At 63.5% G+C, this 17,568-nt stretch carries 21 protein-coding genes, 1 tRNA gene and 1 pseudogene; 15 read left to right on the top strand and 8 right to left on the bottom strand.

Annotation, left to right across the window (positions count from 1 at the left end):
- Positions 1-82: 82 nt before the first annotated feature.
- The gene (locus CXQ92_RS18555; RefSeq protein WP_258069625.1) at positions 83-298 is read right to left on the bottom strand and encodes a hypothetical protein; all 216 of its coding nucleotides are present in this window, start codon (positions 296-298) and stop codon (positions 83-85) included.
- 294 nt (positions 299-592) lie between these two features.
- Between CXQ92_RS18555 and CXQ92_RS00795 the strand changes: the two genes are divergently transcribed.
- From CXQ92_RS00795 to CXQ92_RS00785, 3 genes are read left to right on the top strand one after another with little or no spacing between them, the layout of a single operon-like run.
- Positions 593-1,162: a dihydrofolate reductase family protein gene (locus tag CXQ92_RS00795; RefSeq protein ID WP_104164413.1), complete on the top strand. Its 570-nt coding sequence runs from the start codon at positions 593-595 to the stop codon at positions 1,160-1,162.
- A gap of 6 nt (positions 1,163-1,168) precedes the next feature.
- On the top strand, positions 1,169-1,507 hold the full coding sequence (locus CXQ92_RS00790) for a transcriptional regulator (protein WP_219815661.1): 339 nt from the start codon (positions 1,169-1,171) through the stop codon (positions 1,505-1,507).
- A gap of 8 nt (positions 1,508-1,515) precedes the next feature.
- Entirely contained in the window at positions 1,516-1,710 is a 195-nt protein-coding gene (locus CXQ92_RS00785; RefSeq protein WP_104164411.1) for a hypothetical protein, read from the top strand.
- Positions 1,711-1,935: 225 nt separating this feature from the next.
- On the opposite strand, the gene CXQ92_RS00780 is transcribed toward CXQ92_RS00785, so the two are convergent.
- Entirely contained in the window at positions 1,936-3,750 is a 1,815-nt protein-coding gene (locus CXQ92_RS00780; RefSeq protein WP_146067334.1) for a hypothetical protein, read from the bottom strand.
- A 424-nt stretch (positions 3,751-4,174) separates the two neighbouring features.
- Here CXQ92_RS00780 and CXQ92_RS00775 point away from each other — a divergent pair, with 424 nt between their 5' ends.
- On the top strand, positions 4,175-4,480 hold the full coding sequence (locus tag CXQ92_RS00775) for a hypothetical protein (RefSeq protein ID WP_146067333.1): 306 nt from the start codon (positions 4,175-4,177) through the stop codon (positions 4,478-4,480).
- A gap of 260 nt (positions 4,481-4,740) precedes the next feature.
- Positions 4,741-5,094 carry a hypothetical protein gene (locus CXQ92_RS00770; RefSeq protein WP_146067332.1) on the top strand — a complete coding sequence of 118 codons (354 nt, stop codon included), beginning with the start codon at positions 4,741-4,743 and terminating at the stop codon, positions 5,092-5,094.
- Positions 5,095-5,899: 805 nt separating this feature from the next.
- On the opposite strand, the gene CXQ92_RS17725 is transcribed toward CXQ92_RS00770, so the two are convergent.
- Positions 5,900-6,346, bottom strand: a complete 447-nt coding sequence (locus CXQ92_RS17725) for a hypothetical protein (protein WP_146067331.1) — start codon at positions 6,344-6,346, stop codon at positions 5,900-5,902.
- A gap of 168 nt (positions 6,347-6,514) precedes the next feature.
- Here CXQ92_RS17725 and CXQ92_RS00760 point away from each other — a divergent pair, with 168 nt between their 5' ends.
- The 3 genes from CXQ92_RS00760 to CXQ92_RS00750 all read left to right on the top strand — a co-directional run bounded on the left by CXQ92_RS00760 (position 6,515) and on the right by CXQ92_RS00750 (position 8,905).
- Positions 6,515-6,964, top strand: a complete 450-nt coding sequence (locus CXQ92_RS00760; RefSeq protein WP_104164401.1) for an AAA family ATPase — start codon at positions 6,515-6,517, stop codon at positions 6,962-6,964.
- Between the two features lie 6 nt (positions 6,965-6,970).
- Positions 6,971-7,519, top strand: a complete 549-nt coding sequence (locus tag CXQ92_RS00755) for a GNAT family N-acetyltransferase (protein ID WP_104164399.1) — start codon at positions 6,971-6,973, stop codon at positions 7,517-7,519.
- Positions 7,520-7,642: 123 nt separating this feature from the next.
- Positions 7,643-8,905, top strand: a complete 1,263-nt coding sequence (locus CXQ92_RS00750; protein WP_104164397.1) for an MFS transporter — start codon at positions 7,643-7,645, stop codon at positions 8,903-8,905.
- On the opposite strand, the gene CXQ92_RS00745 is transcribed toward CXQ92_RS00750, so the two are convergent.
- Entirely contained in the window at positions 8,902-9,051 is a 150-nt protein-coding gene (locus CXQ92_RS00745; protein ID WP_104164395.1) for a M23 family metallopeptidase, read from the bottom strand. The genes CXQ92_RS00750 and CXQ92_RS00745 overlap by 4 nt on opposite strands.
- Positions 9,052-9,520: 469 nt before the next feature.
- Between CXQ92_RS00745 and CXQ92_RS00740 the strand changes: the two genes are divergently transcribed.
- Both CXQ92_RS00740 and CXQ92_RS00735 read left to right on the top strand, forming a co-directional pair.
- Positions 9,521-10,315 (top strand): SGNH/GDSL hydrolase family protein, encoded by a 795-nt coding sequence (locus CXQ92_RS00740; RefSeq protein ID WP_104164393.1) that lies wholly within the window; start codon positions 9,521-9,523, stop codon positions 10,313-10,315.
- Between the two features lie 521 nt (positions 10,316-10,836).
- A complete protein-coding gene (locus tag CXQ92_RS00735) occupies positions 10,837-11,235 on the top strand; it encodes a hypothetical protein (protein WP_104164391.1) in 399 nt (132 codons plus the stop codon).
- Positions 11,236-11,323: 88 nt separating this feature from the next.
- Here CXQ92_RS00735 and CXQ92_RS00730 read toward each other — a convergent pair whose 3' ends face one another.
- Positions 11,324-11,998, bottom strand: a complete 675-nt coding sequence (locus tag CXQ92_RS00730) for a response regulator transcription factor (protein WP_104164389.1) — start codon at positions 11,996-11,998, stop codon at positions 11,324-11,326.
- Positions 11,999-12,438: 440 nt separating this feature from the next.
- Between CXQ92_RS00730 and CXQ92_RS00725 the strand changes: the two genes are divergently transcribed.
- The 5 genes and pseudogenes from CXQ92_RS00725 (at position 12,439) to CXQ92_RS00710 (ending at position 16,373) form a co-directional block, all read left to right on the top strand.
- Positions 12,439-12,843, top strand: coding sequence for a PLD nuclease N-terminal domain-containing protein (locus CXQ92_RS00725; protein ID WP_104164387.1), 405 nt, complete (start codon positions 12,439-12,441; stop codon positions 12,841-12,843).
- Between the two features lie 54 nt (positions 12,844-12,897).
- The gene (locus CXQ92_RS00720; protein WP_104164385.1) at positions 12,898-14,439 is read left to right on the top strand and encodes an arylsulfatase; all 1,542 of its coding nucleotides are present in this window, start codon (positions 12,898-12,900) and stop codon (positions 14,437-14,439) included.
- A 65-nt stretch (positions 14,440-14,504) separates the two neighbouring features.
- Positions 14,505-15,053, top strand: a pseudogene (locus tag CXQ92_RS18790) (SUMF1/EgtB/PvdO family nonheme iron enzyme); the annotation flags it as partial.
- A gap of 56 nt (positions 15,054-15,109) precedes the next feature.
- Complete coding sequence (locus CXQ92_RS18785; protein WP_306738354.1) at positions 15,110-15,364, top strand: SUMF1/EgtB/PvdO family nonheme iron enzyme; 255 nt, start codon at positions 15,110-15,112, stop codon at positions 15,362-15,364.
- Positions 15,365-15,395: 31 nt separating this feature from the next.
- Entirely contained in the window at positions 15,396-16,373 is a 978-nt protein-coding gene (locus CXQ92_RS00710; protein WP_104164383.1) for an HAD family phosphatase, read from the top strand.
- Positions 16,374-16,489: 116 nt separating this feature from the next.
- Here the strand turns inward: CXQ92_RS00710 and CXQ92_RS18835 are convergent, their stop codons facing one another.
- The 3 genes from CXQ92_RS18835 to CXQ92_RS00695 all read right to left on the bottom strand — a co-directional run bounded on the left by CXQ92_RS18835 (position 16,490) and on the right by CXQ92_RS00695 (position 17,509).
- Positions 16,490-16,867 (bottom strand): VOC family protein, encoded by a 378-nt coding sequence (locus CXQ92_RS18835; RefSeq protein WP_104164381.1) that lies wholly within the window; start codon positions 16,865-16,867, stop codon positions 16,490-16,492.
- Positions 16,868-17,098: 231 nt separating this feature from the next.
- Positions 17,099-17,371 (bottom strand): recombinase family protein, encoded by a 273-nt coding sequence (locus CXQ92_RS18830; protein ID WP_146067408.1) that lies wholly within the window; start codon positions 17,369-17,371, stop codon positions 17,099-17,101.
- Between the two features lie 65 nt (positions 17,372-17,436).
- Positions 17,437-17,509: transfer RNA gene (locus CXQ92_RS00695), tRNA-Ala, on the bottom strand.
- Between the last annotated feature and the right edge of the window lie 59 nt (positions 17,510-17,568).

Genomic DNA, 17,568 nt, shown 5'->3' with positions numbered 1-17,568 from the left:
TCATCGCGACGATCGAAGGATCGTCGGCTATCTCGTGAGGTCGGTGAGTAAGGATGATCTCGGTTCCCGACCATGCGCCACCCTACGCCTCGAAGGTCATCTCGTCCCGCTCGTCGCGTTGGGCTTGCGCGGCGTCGTAGCCGTTCCTGCCGGCGATGCCGACGGCGACTGCCCCGGCCAGGCGCTCGGTGACACCCTCGGCCAATGGCTCCGCAGCAGCCAACCAGCTCACGTCATGCTCAGGGCCCGCAATGAAGCCGTCGAGTGAACAAGTGAAACCCCAAGCGACTTCGCCCATCAACGTCCTCGTCGATGTCGGCACTGAACGACTTCCGCTCGTCAGATGGTACCTAAGCCGCTGCAGAACGCGGATCGGATAGCGGTCAGGTTCCAGGCCGTCAGCCGATTCCGTCAGTGCCCGAAGAGGGCCGCCCGCAGCTCGAGGTACCGGGCGCGGAAGGACTGCTCATCGTCAGCAGTCGGTCACCACCGCCCATTCCGGTACGGGATCCTCAGGGCGACAGTTGCTCGCCGAATGTAGTTTGAGTACTGTCCCGTGGAAACGCGCTGCGCGTATCAGGGGGGTAACGGGATGAGACACCTTCGATACTCAATCAACGTCACGCTCGACGGCTGCTGTCATCACGAGGCGGGGCTCCCTCCCGACGAGGAGTCGATGGGTTACTGGACCGCTGAGATGGAGCGAGCCGACGCTCTGCTCTTCGGCCGGGTGACCTACGAGATGATGGAGTCTGCGTGGCGGCAGCCGGCCGCGGGCATCTGGCCTGAGTGGATGGGTGAGTGGCAGGTCCCGTTCGCCGAGGCCATCCATGGGGCGAAGAAGCACGTCGTGTCGAGCACACTGAGCGGGGTCGATTGGAATGCCGAGCTGGTGCAGGGCGACCTGGGGCCAGCGGTTCAGCGGCTCAAGCAGGAGTCGGGCGAGAGCCTGTGGGTGGGGGGCGTGACGCTCCCCCTCGCGTTGGCAGATCTGGGACTGATCGACGAGTACGAGTTCCTGGTGCATCCCGTCCTTGCCGGACACGGGCCGACGTTGCTCGCCGGTCTGCGCGAGCGCGTCCAGCTCGAGCTCGTGCATCGCCATGAGTTCCGGTCGGGGGCAGTAGCCCTGCGCTACCGGCCCACGCCGGTAACGGCGTGAGGTGACTTGTCCTGGCGTACCACGCCGCGGCCCAACAGGTCCGGCAGCGCCTGGCATGACATCCCCCTGAACGGGCTCGACCCGACACTGAATCAGCCCAAACACCTGGCTGCGATCGCCATGATCGCCGCGAGTACCTCCTGCGACTTCGCGTTCCTCCGCGACCAACTCCAACTCAACGACTCCGACCTGTCCAGGCACATGAGCGCACTCAACCACGCCGGCTACATCACCATCCGCAGAACCGGCGAAGGCGGCCGCGGCAGCACCACAACATACTCCATCACCCCCACCGGCCAAACCGCATACGCACGACACCGCGACACACTCACCGCATTCCCCTAAACGGCGACATGCCGATCGACGCGGAGAACTACGAAGAGGTCATGGACACGCTCCAGAGTCTGGCAAATGACGGCGTTGGCGCTGTGAAGCCCACTGTTGAGCACATCCTGGCCCAGATCGACGGTGAGGAGTTCTCCAACGGTGAGGACACTGCCGTCATCGAGGACTTCAAGGACTTCTGCAAGGACTACACCGTCGGCTGAGCCGCGGAGACTGCGCAGTGGTCCTCGGCTTAATTGTCTGGCAGGTGATCAACTTCCGCCGAATGGGACAGTTCCTTGCCCGCACTTCCACCGAGCATCGGTAGGAACTCACTCATCGTCCGCGGGAAGATGCTCAACCGTTCGTCGTTGAGGTGAATCGCGCGGTTGTTGGTGTGGTGCGGATGTGCCCCTCGAGCTACCCGGGCACGGTGGTGACCGTCGTGATTACGGCAGCCAGCGACTTGCTGAGTGCCGGGCTGTGTCGAGGTACGCAGACTTCCGGAGGGTGACCTTCACGCTGATCATCGCCCGTCGGTCCGACGTCGTCAGCCTGTAGGTCGCGCCGGTGGCACGCGCGATCGGCTTGCCGTTGCGCAGCCACTGCCAGCTCGTGCTGGTCGGGGTAGGGGACGGGGTGGCGACTGTGGCCTTCAGGGTGGAGCCCACCGCATACTTTCCAGTCACGACAGGGTTGACCAGCCGGGTGAACAGGGCGACAGGCTTGACCGCGGCGGAGGTCCAGACACCTGGGACATAGTTCGCCCTGGTGTGAGTTTGCCGGAAGGTGATCTGGCGCCACTGATCGGCCGCGGTGAGGCGGTATGTTAGCCCGGCGGCTCCGGTGATCGGCTTGCCGTCGCGCAGCCACTGGTACGTGGATTGCGAGGGTTTGGGCGAGATCAGGTCGGTCCACGTCTCGGCCGTCAGTGTGTAGCCGACAGCGGCTGTTCCCCGGATCTTCGGGCCCTGGGGGATGCTGAAGTATCCCGGTGGCGTGACAGGAGCTGAGAGTGCGGTGGTCGCAGCATCGTAGTCGGTTCGCAGATACCGGGCGCGGACGGTGATCTTGAAGCCGCCATCAGCAGCAGTGAGACGGTAGGTCGGACTCGTGTCCCACGAGGTGAGCCTGGTGGACCCGCGATACCACTCGTATTGCACCGTCTCGGCTGCGGGCGTCGGAGCGCTGCCGGCCACAGCGGTGAGAACCTGCCCCGCCGCGGCTGTGCCCTTGATGGTCGGTGCGGTGAGGCCGGTGAAGGAGCCCTGGACGTAGGGACCCTCATAGAAGCCGGTGGTCCCCGTTGTGCCCTTGTAGCTGGGAGCTGTCGGCGTCACCCGCACCCCGATGCGATTGCCGACGGTCTCGGCGGTGGGGACGTACGTCGCTCCGGTGGCTCCGGGGATGAGCTGCTCACCGTAGGTCCGCTCGAACCACTGGAAGGTGTAGCTGAGGCCGGCCGGCGCGGTACCGGTAACAGGTGGCATCGAGGCTCTGAGGACGGTTCCGGTCGGCACCGTCGAGGTCGAGTTGCCGGACCAAGTGACAGTGGGCGAAGCCGCCAGGGACAGGTAACCCCGAAATCCAACGCCGTAGGTCGTTGTCTCGCTCCAGCTCCGGTACCCAGGGGCCGACACGACCACCGTGCTGGTGAGCTCGGCGCCCAGGTCAGCTTCGGCGACGGTGTAGGACTCCGCCTCAGCGCCTGGGATCGGCGTCCCGTTGCGGGACCAGATGAAGGTTCGCTCCGATCCAGAGGAGAAGGCAGGCGCGCTGGTGACCGAAGCGACAGCGGACAGGACCTTCCCCAAAATGGGCTCGGTCGGGTGCTGCACGGAGCCGCTGATTGATCCCAGCACCGGTTCAGACTCGGCCGTTGTGTAGGTGACGGGGTCCGCGCCGTACTCCTTGAGGGTCACGCGGGCCGAGAGGCGGTGTCCGGAGTCCTCGGCGCGCACCCGATACCAGGGATTTCCGGACATTTCGGGGTTTGGTTGCCCGTCGAGCAGCCACTCGTAGGAGATCTTCTCCCAGAAGCGGGTCCAGTCGATGTCGGGGTCGAAGCGGATGTACTCGCCAACCACAGGGTCATTCAGCAAGGTCGGGGTCGACGCAGATGCAGGATCACTGGCGGCGGGAGAGTCAGTCGTCATAGCCGTTGCCGGAGACACAGGGGATACGAACGCGACCAATGCCAGTGCGGCGCACACCCCAGCAAGGGTTCGCTGGGCGTGGCCGGGCAGGCTTGAAGATGTGTTCACGTGTGATTCCCCTGATCCTCGTGGGACCGACTCAGTCACACGTTCTAGCGCTGAAGATATAGCACGATGGTCGATCTGGCGAGTAGCTCGAAGCAATGTATCCGGAACGGTATCCAAGCTGCTCGCCCATCGCGTTCCAGCGGTCTAGTACCCGGTGCGATCGCTTTGCACTTGCCACCACGATGCACGCCGGCACAGGAGCGAGAGGGTCCCAGACGCCCAGCTGGTGCCGGGCGTGCAGGACACGAAGCTTCTCTCCATGTGCTGCCTCGGCGGTGTTGGTCGAGGTCTCCTCGGGAAGGGTGCCGGTGGAGGAACCTTCAGCGGGACGGGCACCGACCGGCTTGCGGGCGCGCCCCGTCAAGGAAAATCCCTACTCCGTGTGCCACTGTGAGCCATGCCGCTCCCGCCGCAAGGTCCACGGATGAAACCAGCCCTGACTCCTTTGTTATCGGCCGTCCTCAGTGGTGTTGTGTGGCAGAACTTCGGTCAGGACGCACTGTTCATTCCCTCGCACATCGTCTCCATCGCCCTGGCGATCAGCGTGCCAATCGCCTACTTCTTCGTAGGTAAGCGACGGGGCCATGCAGTCCAGCACCTTCAACGCGGCACGATATTGCTCTTGATCGCAGCGGTACCCATGCTCGTCGCCAATAATCTGTACCTCTCCTACAAGTCAGCAGACGGAGCTGCCGGTGACATAGGAGGAATTCTGATCATGCTCCTATGATGGGCAGCTTTTACAGGGACCTCTGCGTCCCTGATTGACTCGTCCTCATCAGGACCAAGAATGAAAGCTGCACGCTAGCCGATCGTTTCCGCTGGGAGACCGTCAGCTTGGATGCACTCACTCGAACGGTTCGAGCATGGGCATCACGAATCGGCCGCAGCAACGTTCCGCCGCGGCCCTGACTCTGTTCAGCATGCGGATGCTGCGCGTAGGTTCGACCTAAGCGATCCGGTCAGCCGCAACATCACACAGGGGTATTCATGACCAGCAAGAAGACAGCTCGGCCAGGACCGGTGCTCAGCGTGGTCGGAGGAATCGTTCTCGTCGCCTCTGCCGTTCTTCTCGTCATGGGCATCGACGCGCTCAACGCCGTCACCTACAGGGAATCCGGTGATTCTGTCGTCGGCGCGTACCTGCTGATCGGCTTCGGCGCTGTGGCCTTCCTCGCTGGTGGCGCCCTCCTTGCTGCCGGCCGCCGTCGCCATGCCGCGGACATGAACCGGCCTCGGACCTACGCAGACCAGCACGAAGATCACGCCCTTACAGCCGAGGACCGTCCCACCAACCCCCACGACACCAAAGCACGCGAGAACCCCATCGGCTACTGGGGCTAAAGCCTCGCCACGAGCCCTGGTGCCTCGACTTCCGACGGATTCCGCGGGAGGAAGGGCTCTGCGGCACGCTGCGGCCTCCCGATGTGGGCTGTCCGCGCGACCTATTACCGGGTGAATATGCCGCGAGTACAGTCGTTCGGACGTTGAGGTTGGGGATTGCAATGACAAGTGTCGGAAACCGAACGATGGCCGTCGTGTTTGTCGGAGTGGGACTGCTCGCCGTCGCGGTAATTCCTTTCTTGGTCCTACCTGCGGTGATCGCTGTTTCCTTGGTTCTGGCGGTATCGCTGAGAACCACGCATCCCAGCTTCTCTCGCGCATGGATGATCGCTGGCCTCTCAATCGGTTTTCTTGCAGCAGCGGTTGGCGCGAGCATCTTCATGGCTCCCCAACTGATTGTGTCGACTCTCCTGCTCCTTGGGTTCATCGCCTCCGCAGGGGCCCTCGTTGTCCTCGGTCGGGCGTGGAGTCGAGGAAGTGATTATCCAACGGCGGCCCGGGTCGCTGCAGTGTCGCTCGGTCTTGTGGGCCTGCTGGGTGTGGTGCTCATGGGTGCGTTTGGTCGAGGAATTGCACTGGTTTCTTGCCTCCTTGAAAACCCGACAGAAACAGCGTCCAACGTCACTTGTTCCGTGAAGGATCGTTCACTGGCGGGTGAGCATCGGTCATCAACGGGCGCTCAGTCGGCGTCAGCTGATGGCTTGGTGAGTGCGGCGCAGCACCGCGTCGGTCATGGCTTGATCCGCGGGTTCGGCGGTGGAGAGGATCAGCGACGCCGCAAGATGGCCGTTGGTCGCTGCGATTCTCAGGTGGTGGGTGATGGAGCCGTCCTGCGTGACCCTGTACTGGCCCAGGTGGAACGCGGGGTGATGGGCTGTACATCAGCGCGGGTATAGGAGAAGTCTTGCTTGATGTCGTTGACTATCACGCTGAAGTCCGTGCACCGTGCCGACGGGTCCGGGTGCGCGCCGACGAAGTAGTCGCCCAGTTCTCCCTCGTCCGGCGCGGTGTAGATCTCCACCCGCAACGTGGACCGGTCGTCGTTGAGGTTGCTGCGCCCGAGCACCCCCTCAAGCTCTGCCGGTGGTGGGGTGAAAGCCGTGTCCGGTGCGCAGTCTGCGGGTGTGTACACCCGCTCGAAGAGTGGCGGCTTCGTCAGCGCCTCCAAGTGGCTGCGCGTCTGGGCTTCCGGATTCGCCGACGACAGCCGGCAGCTCCTCGCGTTCCGATTCCCCAGTGTCACCAGTGTCATCGGTGCAGGCTGCCTGCGACAGGAGTGCGGCCGCGATGACGCTCGTGCGTATGAGCGCTTGCCTGTGTTCCCCATAATCCATCCAACCACGGCCCTTGCAGAAGGTATCGGACCGCTGGGTACTGCCGCGTTCTCTGCCAGGATCAATAGGCCGCTACGCTGGCTTGCATGTCTCACGTGCTGATCACCGGCATGTCAGGGTCAGGAAAGACGACCCTCCTGCACGAGCTAGCCCGGCGGGGCCACCGGACGATCGACACCGACTATGACGGCTGGGTACTTCCTGACGGCACGTGGGATGAAACGCGCATGTCGGCCCTGCTCGCCTCTGACCAGACCCTCGTCGTCTCGGGGACTGTTGAGAATCAGGGATGCTTCTACCACCGTTTCGCAGCCGTCGTACTCCTCAACGCACCGGTAGAAGTCCTGATCGAGCGCGTCTCAACTCGTATGAACAATCCGTACGGCAACTCGACGGCAGATCAATCCCTGATCCGCCGACAAGTTCTCGCTGTCGAACCGCTGCTGCGCAGGAGCGCGACCCTCGAACTCGATGGTCGCCGACCGGTTTCAGAGCTGGCGGCAGAGATTGAACCTCTCATTGCGCCAGTAGGGTAAATCACTATGTCGATCAACCTTGTACGCCTCGATCCCGTTGGTGATGATCACGAGGCGCTGGTGGACTTCATGACGCGCAACGAGTTCCCTTTTCACAGCAATCCGCGCCTCACAGGTGAGGCCGTCAAAGCCGCAATTGCCAATGGCGCGTACTGGAGCGAGGATAACGACTCGTTTTGGATCGACTACGCCGAGCGCGGCCGCATCGGTTTTCTCCGCCTCGAGGATCTCGGTGATCCCACTCCGATGTTCGACCTGCGCCTCGATGAAGGGTTCCGGGGCCGAGGTTTGGGAGTCGAAGCCGTGCAGGCGGCGACGCAGCACGTCTTCACAACACTGCTGGACGTCAATCGATTCGAAGGCCAGACCAGGGAGGACAACATCGCGATGCGCAAGACCTTTTTGCGCTGTGGCTGGGTGAAGGAAGCCCATTACCGCGAAGGGTGGCCAGTCGAGGGTAGCAAGCCGGTCGCTTCGGTCGCCTACTCCATCCTTCGCCGTGATTGGGAAACAGGGCAGACGACGACCTTCGTTTGGGAGGACCTCAGCATCTGAGCGCAGACGTTCGATGATCCACCGGCTTACGGACAGGTGACTTCGCCCTATCCGATACGATCCGAAGACAAGCGGCACAACCAACCTTCGCCCGCGCCGCCGTCCCCTTGTCAGGAGAACGCCATGTCCTCGTTCGGTGAGGTGCTCGCTCCGCGCCGGTTGGGCATCAGCTTCAGATGGTTGCTGGCGTCCACCTGGACGAGCAACATCGGTGACGGGATCGCCCTCTCGGCCGCTCCCCTGCTGATCGCGTCGGTGACGTCGTCGCCGCTCCTCGTCGCGTCCGGGGCCATGATGCAGATCCTGCCGTGGCTCCTGTTCGGACTCCTGGCGGGTTCGATCGCCGACCATCATGACCGGCGCCGCCTCGTGATGCTGGCGAACGGGGTCCGGGCCATGATCGTCCTCGGCCTCGTGACCGTTCTCGTGACCGGTCAAGTGAGCATCTGGGTGGTGCTCGTCTCGGCTTTCCTCTACGGAACGGCCGAAGTCTTCGCGGACACGGCCGGCAGCACGCTGCTTCCCATGACGGTGCCATCGGCCGATCTCGGCGTCGGCAACGCCCGCATGCAGGCCGGATACCTCGTGGCCAACCAACTCGTCGGGCCGCCGCTGGGCGCTTTCCTCTTCGCTGTCGGCTCGTTCTGGCCGTTCACCGTGCAGATTCTCTGCGTGAGCCTCGCCGTCGTCCTCGTCTCGAGGATGGCGAGGACGCCGCCTGCGCAGCGGGACGTGACTGCCCTCGACGGCGGCATCAAGCCTCGGCCCATCCGGGAGGGTCTTTCCTGGCTGCGTGGCAACGCGCCCGTCCGGACGCTGATCCTCATCATCCTGATCTTCAACGTGACGTGGGCGGCCCCCTGGTCCGTCCTCGTGCTCTACGCCACGGAGTACCTGGGCCTCAGCGCCGTCGGCTACGGCCTGCTCGCGACCTCCGCGGCTCTCGGCGGACTCGTGGGAATCAGCTGTTTCGGTTGGCTCGAACGGCGGGTTCGCCTGGCAACCATGATGCGGGTCTGCCTCAGCCTCGAGGTGGTGATGCACCTGGGCTTCGCTCTCACGACGTCGGCCGTGCTCGCCTTCGTCATCATGTTCGGGTTCGGTATCTACGCCTTCATCTGGGGCACCATCTCGACGACGGTCCGGCAGCGCCTGGTTCCCCTGTCCCTGCAGGGGCGCATCGCTTCCGTCAACATGGTGGGCGTATTCGGTGGGCTCGTGATCGGACAGCTGCTCGGGGGGCTGATCGCCCAGGTGTGGGGGCTGACCGGGCCGTGGTGGTTCGCCTTCGCGGGCTCCGCCATCACCCTGGCCCTCCTGTGGAAGGCCATCTCGAACATCTCCGCAGCCCCGCCCGCCCTCGAGTCAGAGGCACCGACCGGCTAGAGCCAGGGCTCGGGATCCACCATGTCGTTGTTGACGAAGACCTCGAAGCGAAGGTGACAGCCGGTCGAGTCCCCCGCGCTGCCGATTAATCCGATCAACTCGCCGCGGCTCACCGTGGTGCCTGCAGTCACGCCGAGCACGCTCATGTGGTTCGGCGTCGACGACTCCGAGCTCGAGAGCGCGCGCTGACGATGCTGGGCGCGATGCCGTCCGCCGCCGGCCCCGCGCTCTCGAGCCCGAAGGTGACGTGGGTGCCGACGGAGCGGCCATCGCGCGGTCCAAGAGATCCGACACGAGGGCGACAAGGGGGGGGGACGACAGCGGGGCCCGTCGTCGCAGCGTCCGTAACGTCCGTAGCGCTCGTTGCCGCAGAAAGGGCGACGGCGGCCATGATCAAGCAGGCAAAGGCAAGGAAGGTCTCAGCTGTGTCTGTGTTTCCGCGGAGTATAGCCGTCCAAGGTCCGACGGCGCGGACACCGACGGACCGGACGCCGCCCGCGCGCGGAGCGATTCCTTTGTGTGCGACCAGTGTTGTGCAGGACATACTCAGTGCGACACCTTCGGCGGCGAGGTTACGCTCCTTCAGGAAGTTCATCGCAGGCGAAGGGAATCACCATGAGCTATCGGTACATCGCCATCGGGGACAGTTTGTCCGAAGGGGTTGGCGACCTCCCGTGGCCGGACGGGACACCACGCGGATGGACGGACCGCCTTGCAGGTCTGCTCACTGTCCACCACGGGCCGGTCGAGTATGCGAATCTCGCTGTCCGCGGATATAAGACCGACCAAATTCGCGATCATCAGCTGGATCAGGCCTTGAGTTTCGCTCCAGATCTCGTCACCATCACGGCTGGCATGAACGATATTCTGCGGCCCCGTGTCGACTTCGATGCTCTCCAGGTCAGCCTCGCGGGGCTCGTCGCAGCTTTCAGAAAGTCGGACACCACGGTGATGTTCGTTCCGATCCCGGATTTGACCGGTGTCTCACCAGCAGGGAGCGTCATCGATTCCCGCCGTCGACGCCTGAACACCATCTACCAGCAGTTAGCTGATCAGATGGGCGTCGTCCCGCTCGCAAGCACCGACGGAACAGTTTTCGAAGACCCCCGAGCATGGGCGGCTGATCGGCTCCACCTCTCCGAACTCGGTCACGAACGCCTGGCCCTTGGTGCAGCTGACGCCCTAGGACTTGCCGAGGCCTCTCATTGGAACACGGCGCTGGAAGGCGCACGGCCTTCACGATCGTTGCGCACAGAAGCTCAGTGGTGGTGGTTCTATGTGCTGCCCTGGGTCAACCGCCGTGTACGCGGGCGCTCATCGGGAGATGGTCGGACAGCCAAGCTACCCACACTCAGCGTGGTCGAATCGATGGAGACGCGGTGGGCCAGCACAACAGACCGGCAGACCTAGTCATACGTCGGGACGCTGAGTTTCAGGATCCAGCTGGTGATGCCGGCAGTCGCGGTCCGGTCAGGCGACAGGTCTCAAGGGGAGCTGACCTCCTGACCACAGGGGCACGGCACAAGCTCCCCCCGCTCCGCTGCTTGTCCCGCACCCAGATGGACAGCAGAAACCAAAGGGCCCGCCTGCACACCCACCACGCCGCGACACGCTGATAGCTCGCACTCGAGCGGGCGGTGGATGTGCACAGCCTCCTCATCGGCGTGGTGACGTACACCAGAAGCCAGTCCTTATGAGACCAAGAGACCCAGTAGTGGCAAGGGGGACGGTGAACCGAGCCCCATGACTGCGACCGGTGTCTGTGACAGGTTTGAGTGGCACCGGCAGCACTCGTCGTGCCGGTCATCCACTTGTAGGCGGGTGGAGCCCGAAGGGTGGAGCTCGAAGCCGTCCACCTCTGGGTGAGCTGCCGCTTCCTTCCGGCATGCGAGAGGCGCCCCACCTGGGGATCGGGGTGCGGAACACTGGTCATGGGCCGCACGAACCGTGACCCTTCCGGGACGTGTCCGTTCATCATCGCGGTCGTCGCAGTCGCCATGTTCTGGGTGGCCGGAGCGATCGGCGGGATCGGATTCCTGACCGACGCGAGCTCACCGATGACGATGCTCACCGGGCTCTACATCGGCCTGGCCGCCGTCGCGGTATCGATCATCATCGCCACCCTCGCCCTGAACGACATCGCCCGCCGGTACGCCCGAACACGGAGCCGCCGCGGAAGCGAAGCAGGACAACAGGGTGAGGCTCAGTGCATCAGGCAGCTGGCAGCATGGGTCTCATTGACGGTTGCCGGGCGGCCCGGTCGCCGCCCTGCAACCTTTCCTCTTCGGTCAGGCCGGTCCGGCGCATCGTGCCTCCCGCCGCACACATGAGGTCATGACCGGCATCGCACGCCAACCCCATAGCCTTCCCGTGGGCGGCTAGTTGTTGCGTGTCACCAGCGGTCACGACCCACAACAGCTAACAGGGCGAGAGATCGACCAACCTGGAAACGTAGACGGCGGCCTGGGTCCGCCGCTGGAAGCCCAGTTTCGCCAGGATCGAGGACACATGGTTCTTGATGGTCTTCTCGGCCAGGAACAGTTCGCCGGCGATTTCCCGGTTCGACATGCCCTTCCCGATCAGGGTCAGGATCTTCCTTTCCTGCGTCGTCAGACGGGCAAGGCGGGCATCTTCCTCCGGTATGTCGTGCAGCCCGGCAATGATGCGCTCCTTCATGCCGGGCTCGAACAGGGACTCACCCGCGGCGGCCCGGAGGACTTTCCCGACCAGATCCGAGCCGAGAATCTCCTTCAGGATGTACCCCGCGGCACCGGCGAGTACCGCCCCGCGCACGGCCTGGCGATCGTCGTAACTGGTCAAAATGACGCAGGAGAGGGAAGGGTCGATAGAGCGCACATTCCGGCACACCTCGATCCCCGTCCCGTCCGGGAGCCTCACATCCAGGATCGAGACGTCCGGTGCCAGGGCCGGGATCCGACGTGTGGCGTCCTCGGCGGAACCGGTTTCCCCGACGATCGCACATCCTTGGGTTTCCAGCAGTTCCCGCGATCCTCGCCGTACCAGTTCGTGGTCATCAAGAAGGAACACCGTGATGTCCCTCACCTGCTGATCCTGATTGCCTGCCTCCGGCATGCTTCCCCCGTCCTCCGACTGACACTTGACGAATCCTTCGCGAGACCTACCCTCAGGATGGCCCTCACCTGTCGCGCCCACCAGCGCCATACGTTTTCTTGAAGGGAAAGGGACGTATGGCACTACCTGAATGGGCTGGAGTTGGCTCTGCCACGGCGGCGGGCCCGACGAGACTGCATTTCTCGATTCCCTGGCCAAGGGTCATCGGCCGGTCGATCGACGACGACCTTGCGGTCATCGGGTGCAGCAATATGACGTTCGTTTCTTCAGCCTGAATTTCGACGTGTCACTCCTGGTGCGCTGTCGCGTCATCGCGCAACGGACGCGCGACTGCCCGGCGGAGTCGTCACCCACTCTGGATGACGTGAGCAGGAGCGCTGTGAGGCTACCGTCGGGGCACTGCGACGCCGCCGGCATCCTCCTACAGAACGGGTCAGCTCATGAACTTCTGGGACATCGTTGCGTACTTCTTCTGGACCACTGTGTTCATTTCCTACCTCATGGTGTTGTTCGCTGTCATCGGGGACGTGATGGGTGATCGCGCTCTCAACTGGACGACGAAAACCGCCTGGATACTCCTCCTCGTCTTCGTACCGTTCCTCACCGCAGTGATCTATCTGATCGCCCGCGGACCCGGGATGAACGAACGCCAGGGACAAGCAGTGCGCGAAGCGCAGACAGAGACAGACAAGTACATTCGCGACGTCGCCGGCGCCAACCCCTCACCGGCCCACGAAATCGTCAAAGCCAAGGCCCTCCTCGACACCGGAACGATCAACCAGGACGAATTCGACGCGCTCAAGCAGCAGGCACTGTCGGCGCACCCTGCTCGGATGACCGTCTGATCTGCACGGCGTGGTCGAAGGTTCTGTCTCGTCAATCGCTTCGGAGAGGTAACAATGCCGAACGGAAAGCCCAACGTCCTGGTCATTTGGGGAGATGACATCGGGATCACGAACCTGAGTTGCTATAGCGATGGCCTGATGGGCTACCGAACCCCGAATATCGACCGTATCGCCGACGAAGGGATGCGCTTCACCGATTCGTATGGTGAACAGAGTTGCACCGCGGGGCGCGCGTCGTTCATCACCGGCCAAAGCGTGTTCCGCACCGGCCTGAGCAAGGTCGGCATGCCAGGGGTCGACGTCGGGTTGCGTGCTGAGGACCCGACAATCGCCGAGGTGTTGAAACCACACGGTTACCTGACGGGTCAGTTCGGCAAGAACCATCTTGGCGACCGGAACGAGTTCTTACCTACGGTGCACGGCTTCGACGAGTTCTACGGCAACCTCTATCACCTCAACGCCGAAGAGGAGCCGGAATCGGCGAACTGGCCTTCGCGCGGGGAGTTCCCGGCCTTCAATGAGCGAGTCCGGCCCCGCGGCGTGATTCACTCCTGGGCCAGTGAGGACGAGGATGACACCGTCGATGAACGGTACGGTCGGCTCGGGAAGCAGCGGGTCGAGGACACCGGCCCGTTGACGAAGAAGCGGATGGAAAGCATCGACGACGAGTTCGCCGCCGCGGCGAAGGATTTCATCGGGCGCGCCACCGGGTCGGGCGACCCGTTCTTCGTCTGGATGAACACAACGCACATGCACTTCCGCACCCACCCGAAACCCGAGAGCGTCGGGCAGGCCGGCCGCTGGCAATCGCCGTATCACGACACGATGATCGACCACGACAACATCGTGGGCGGGCTCCTGGATCACCTGGAGGAGCTCGGCATCGCCGATGACACCATCGTGGTCTATTCGACCGACAACGGACCTCAGATGAATACCTGGCCCGACGGAGGAATGACGCCTTTCCGCAGCGAGAAGAACACCAACTGGGAAGGCGGGTTCCGCGTTCCTGAGATGATCCGTTGGCCCGGGCATATTCCTGCCGGCGTTGTGTCGAACGAGATCATCCAGCATCACGACTGGCTGCCGACGTTCCTCGCCGCCGCGGGCGATACCACCACCGTGGACGAACTCAAGCAGGGCGCCACCATCGGCGACCGCACCTACAAAGTACACATCGACGGGTTCAACCTCCTCCCCTACCTCACCGGAGAGGTCGCGGAGAGTCCCCGGAAGGGCATGGTGTATTTTTCCGACGACGGAGACGTTCTCGGGATCCGCTACGACAACTGGAAAGCCGTGTTCATGGAGCAGCGCACCTTGGGCACCCTCGCCGTGTGGCTGGACCCATTCGTTCCACTGCGGGCACCGAAGCTCTACAACCTGCGCACCGACCCGTTCGAACGCGCCGACGTGACGTCGAATACCTACTGGGATTGGGTCTTCGACAACTCCTTCATGGTGCTCGCGGCACAAGCGCTCGTGGTGCAGTTCCTGCATACGTTCGAGGAGTTCCCGCCCCGCCAGCGTCCCGCGAGTTTCGGTATCGATCAGGCGGTGGAGAAGCTGCAGGTGTTCCTGACCAGCGGACATTGACCGCCTACTCGGCCGGGGCGATCGCCACCACCGATTTCGCACACATCGGTGGTGGCGACTTCGTCATGGGCTCTAAAGAGCACTACCCGGAAGAAGCGCCAGCGCACGGGGTTCCCGTCGACGCCTTCTCGATCAGCCGCACCACGGTCACCAATCGGGAGTATTCGTACTTCGTCAGAGCGACCGGCTACCGCACAGTCGCTGAGCGCCCCCTCGATCCCGCCGAGTTTCCCGACGCACCACCGGAAAACCTGCAACCGGGCTCGATGGTGTTCGTGGGCACCAGCGGGCCGGTCAACCTCAAGCACCTCAGCCAGTGGTGGGAGTGGACACCGGGAGCGAACTGGCGGCGACCCTTCGGGCGCGGGTCCACCATCCGGGACCGCGCGGATCATCCCGTCGTGCACGTGGCCTACGAAGACGCCGAGGCGTACGCCACGTGGGCCGGCGTCCGACTGCCCAGCGAAGCGGAATGGGAGTTCGCCGCGCGTGGGGGTTTGGAAGGCCAGCCGTACACCTGGGGCCACGATCCCGAGCTGCCCGGGGAACGGATGGCGAATTGCTGGCATGGCGATTTTCCCTGGCGATCCACGCGGGGGTACGGGTCCACAGCCCCCGTCGGCTCCTTCCCCGCTAACGGGTACGGGCTCTTCGACATGGCCGGAAACGTATGGGGTGGACCACCGACTGGTATCAGGGACATCGAGATGAGCACGGATGCTGCGCCCCCGCCAACCCGACCGGTGGAACACGCCAGGCCAGCATCGACCCGGCAGATCAGTTCGGCGTGCCCCGCAAGGTCGTCAAAGGCGGGTCGTTCCTCTGCGCGGATGGCTACTGCAGGCGCTACCGACCGGCCGCCCGTCGACCCCAGATGATCGACACCGGGATGAGCCACATCGGCTTCCGGGTGGTCCTGCCCTAGTACCGCCCGCCCACTCAAGGAGACACGGTCCATGGATTCGACAAGCAACCCGCTCACCTCCTGGCGGGACGGCGCGACCCGTCAGGCCATCGTGGACTTCATCGACGCTCTCGCAACCGGTCCCGACGCCATGCCGGTCGCCGAACGCATCGCCGTGTTCGATAACGACGGCACGCTGTGGGCGGAGAAACCCATGCCCGTGGAGTTGCACTATGTGGTCGGGAAGTGGGCCGCAGCGGCCCGTGCCGACCCGACGCTGGCCGACCAGCAGCCCTATATGTCCGCCGTCACCGGCGACCTGTCCTGGTTGGGCAACGCACTCGACCAGCAGTACGCCGGCGATGACTCGGACCTGAAGATTCTGCTCGCCGCCCTCCTCAGCACTACTCTGGACGAAAGTGTCGACGACTACCAGAGCGCTGTCGCCGCCTTTTACAGGGAAGCGAAACACCTGACGTTGGGTCGGGCATACTCGTCCACCGTCTACCAACCCATGATCGAATTGCTGCGCTATCTCGAAGCTCACGACTTCACCTGCTACATCGTCTCCGGTGGCGACCGCGACTTCATGCGCCCCATGACGCTGGACTACTACGGCATCTCCCCTGAGCGGGTGATCGGGTCCGCCGTCGGCCTCCGTTACGACGCCGGCAGCAACGACATCCGATACGGGGCAGACTTCGGCTTCCTCGATGACGGCCCCGAAAAGCCCGCCCGCATCTGGAGTCGAATCGGACGGCGGCCGGTGTTAGCCGCCGGCAATTCGAACGGCGACATCCCTATGCTCCGGTATGTTCAGAAGCATCCGCGCTCCCTCAGCCTCCTCGTCCACCACGATGACGACACCGATAGAGGCGATCAGCCCTACGACAAGGGAGCCGAGGAAGCCCTGCGTATAGCTGAGGCCTCTCACTTCACAGTCATCAGCGTCATGAACGATTGGACATCCGTCTTCCCCGCCGCACCCAGCGACGAAAGCCGCCGAGGCACCAGCCAAGACGGGACTTGAACCTGCGACACCCTGAAAGTTCAATTCGTCACTTTGTCCTCGCCGAGCCAGTGCCTTTTGGTTCATGGCCTGGTGCCCTGATTAGGTCTGATCGGTTCCAGCAGCGGGGCTGGTAGTCACCAGGTATGGGCGAGAGCCTTGAACGTCTCCTCGTTGCTGTGGACGGGGATAACGCAAAGCAAATGTCCGCCAGGGACACGGAGTGTGTGGCACCCCTGCCATTCGGCTATCTCAACGGCACCCAACGCACTCAGTCGGGCGACCTCCGCCGACACGTCATCGGTCTCAATGTCGACGTGGTACCGAGTGGCGTCTTCGACAGACTGGACGGCAACGACGAGGCCGGGGACGCAATTCAGCAGTGTGTGGAACTGCGGCTCACCAGGCGGACTCTCGACAGGCACGCCGAGTGCGCCTGCCCAAAAGGCCGCACTGGCTCCAACCTCACCCGACGGGGCGTCGATCAGCAGAGTGGACAAGCGACTTCTGTGCATTACCGGGCTCCTCGTGACGGACTGCGTGACGCAACGATGTTCACCATGCTGTATTCAACAAGCGTACTGAGGCGAGGACTCCACTGAGACTTACCTCCCCGGATCTGGCTCATATATCAATTGCCGTCCACACTGGACGACCCCCGGAGGGAACGATGGCAGCATCTATGCACTTCTGCGTTCCCGCTTCTTCGGGAAATGCGGAGCCCACGTGCGTCTTTCCTCCCCAGCTCAAAACCCGCCGTTCGCCGTTGGAATGCTGAGATAGCGGTACACCGTCGCCCGGCTGACCCCGATGATCTTCCCGATGTCAGCCCGAGCAAGCCCTTGAGCTCCAAGATCCCGCGCTCGTTTCACCTTTGCATGGTCAGTCGTGACTTCCCGCCGACCGGCCCTCCGCCCATGTTCCGCAGCCACGGCCATACCGGCCCTGGTCCGCCCGGCGAGCTGGTCGCACTCGAGCTGAGCGAACGCAGACCTCACGGTCAGCATGGCCTGACCCATCGACTCCCGAAGGGCAACAAAAAACCGCCGGACCAAGGCTTTTGCCTTGGTCCGGCGGTTCGTTGTGGAGCTAAGGGGATTCGAACCCCTGACCCCCTGCATGCCATGCAGGTGCGCTACCAGCTGCGCCATAGCCCCGAATGTGCATTGCTTCTTCCGGGCGAACCGGCCGAAGCAACTCGACCAGTCTAGTAAAT

This window comes from Arthrobacter sp. SX1312 (assembly GCF_002929295.1).
GTDB lineage: Bacteria > Actinomycetota > Actinomycetes > Actinomycetales > Micrococcaceae > Arthrobacter_D.
This window is presented reverse-complemented; position numbering and strand designations above follow the sequence as displayed.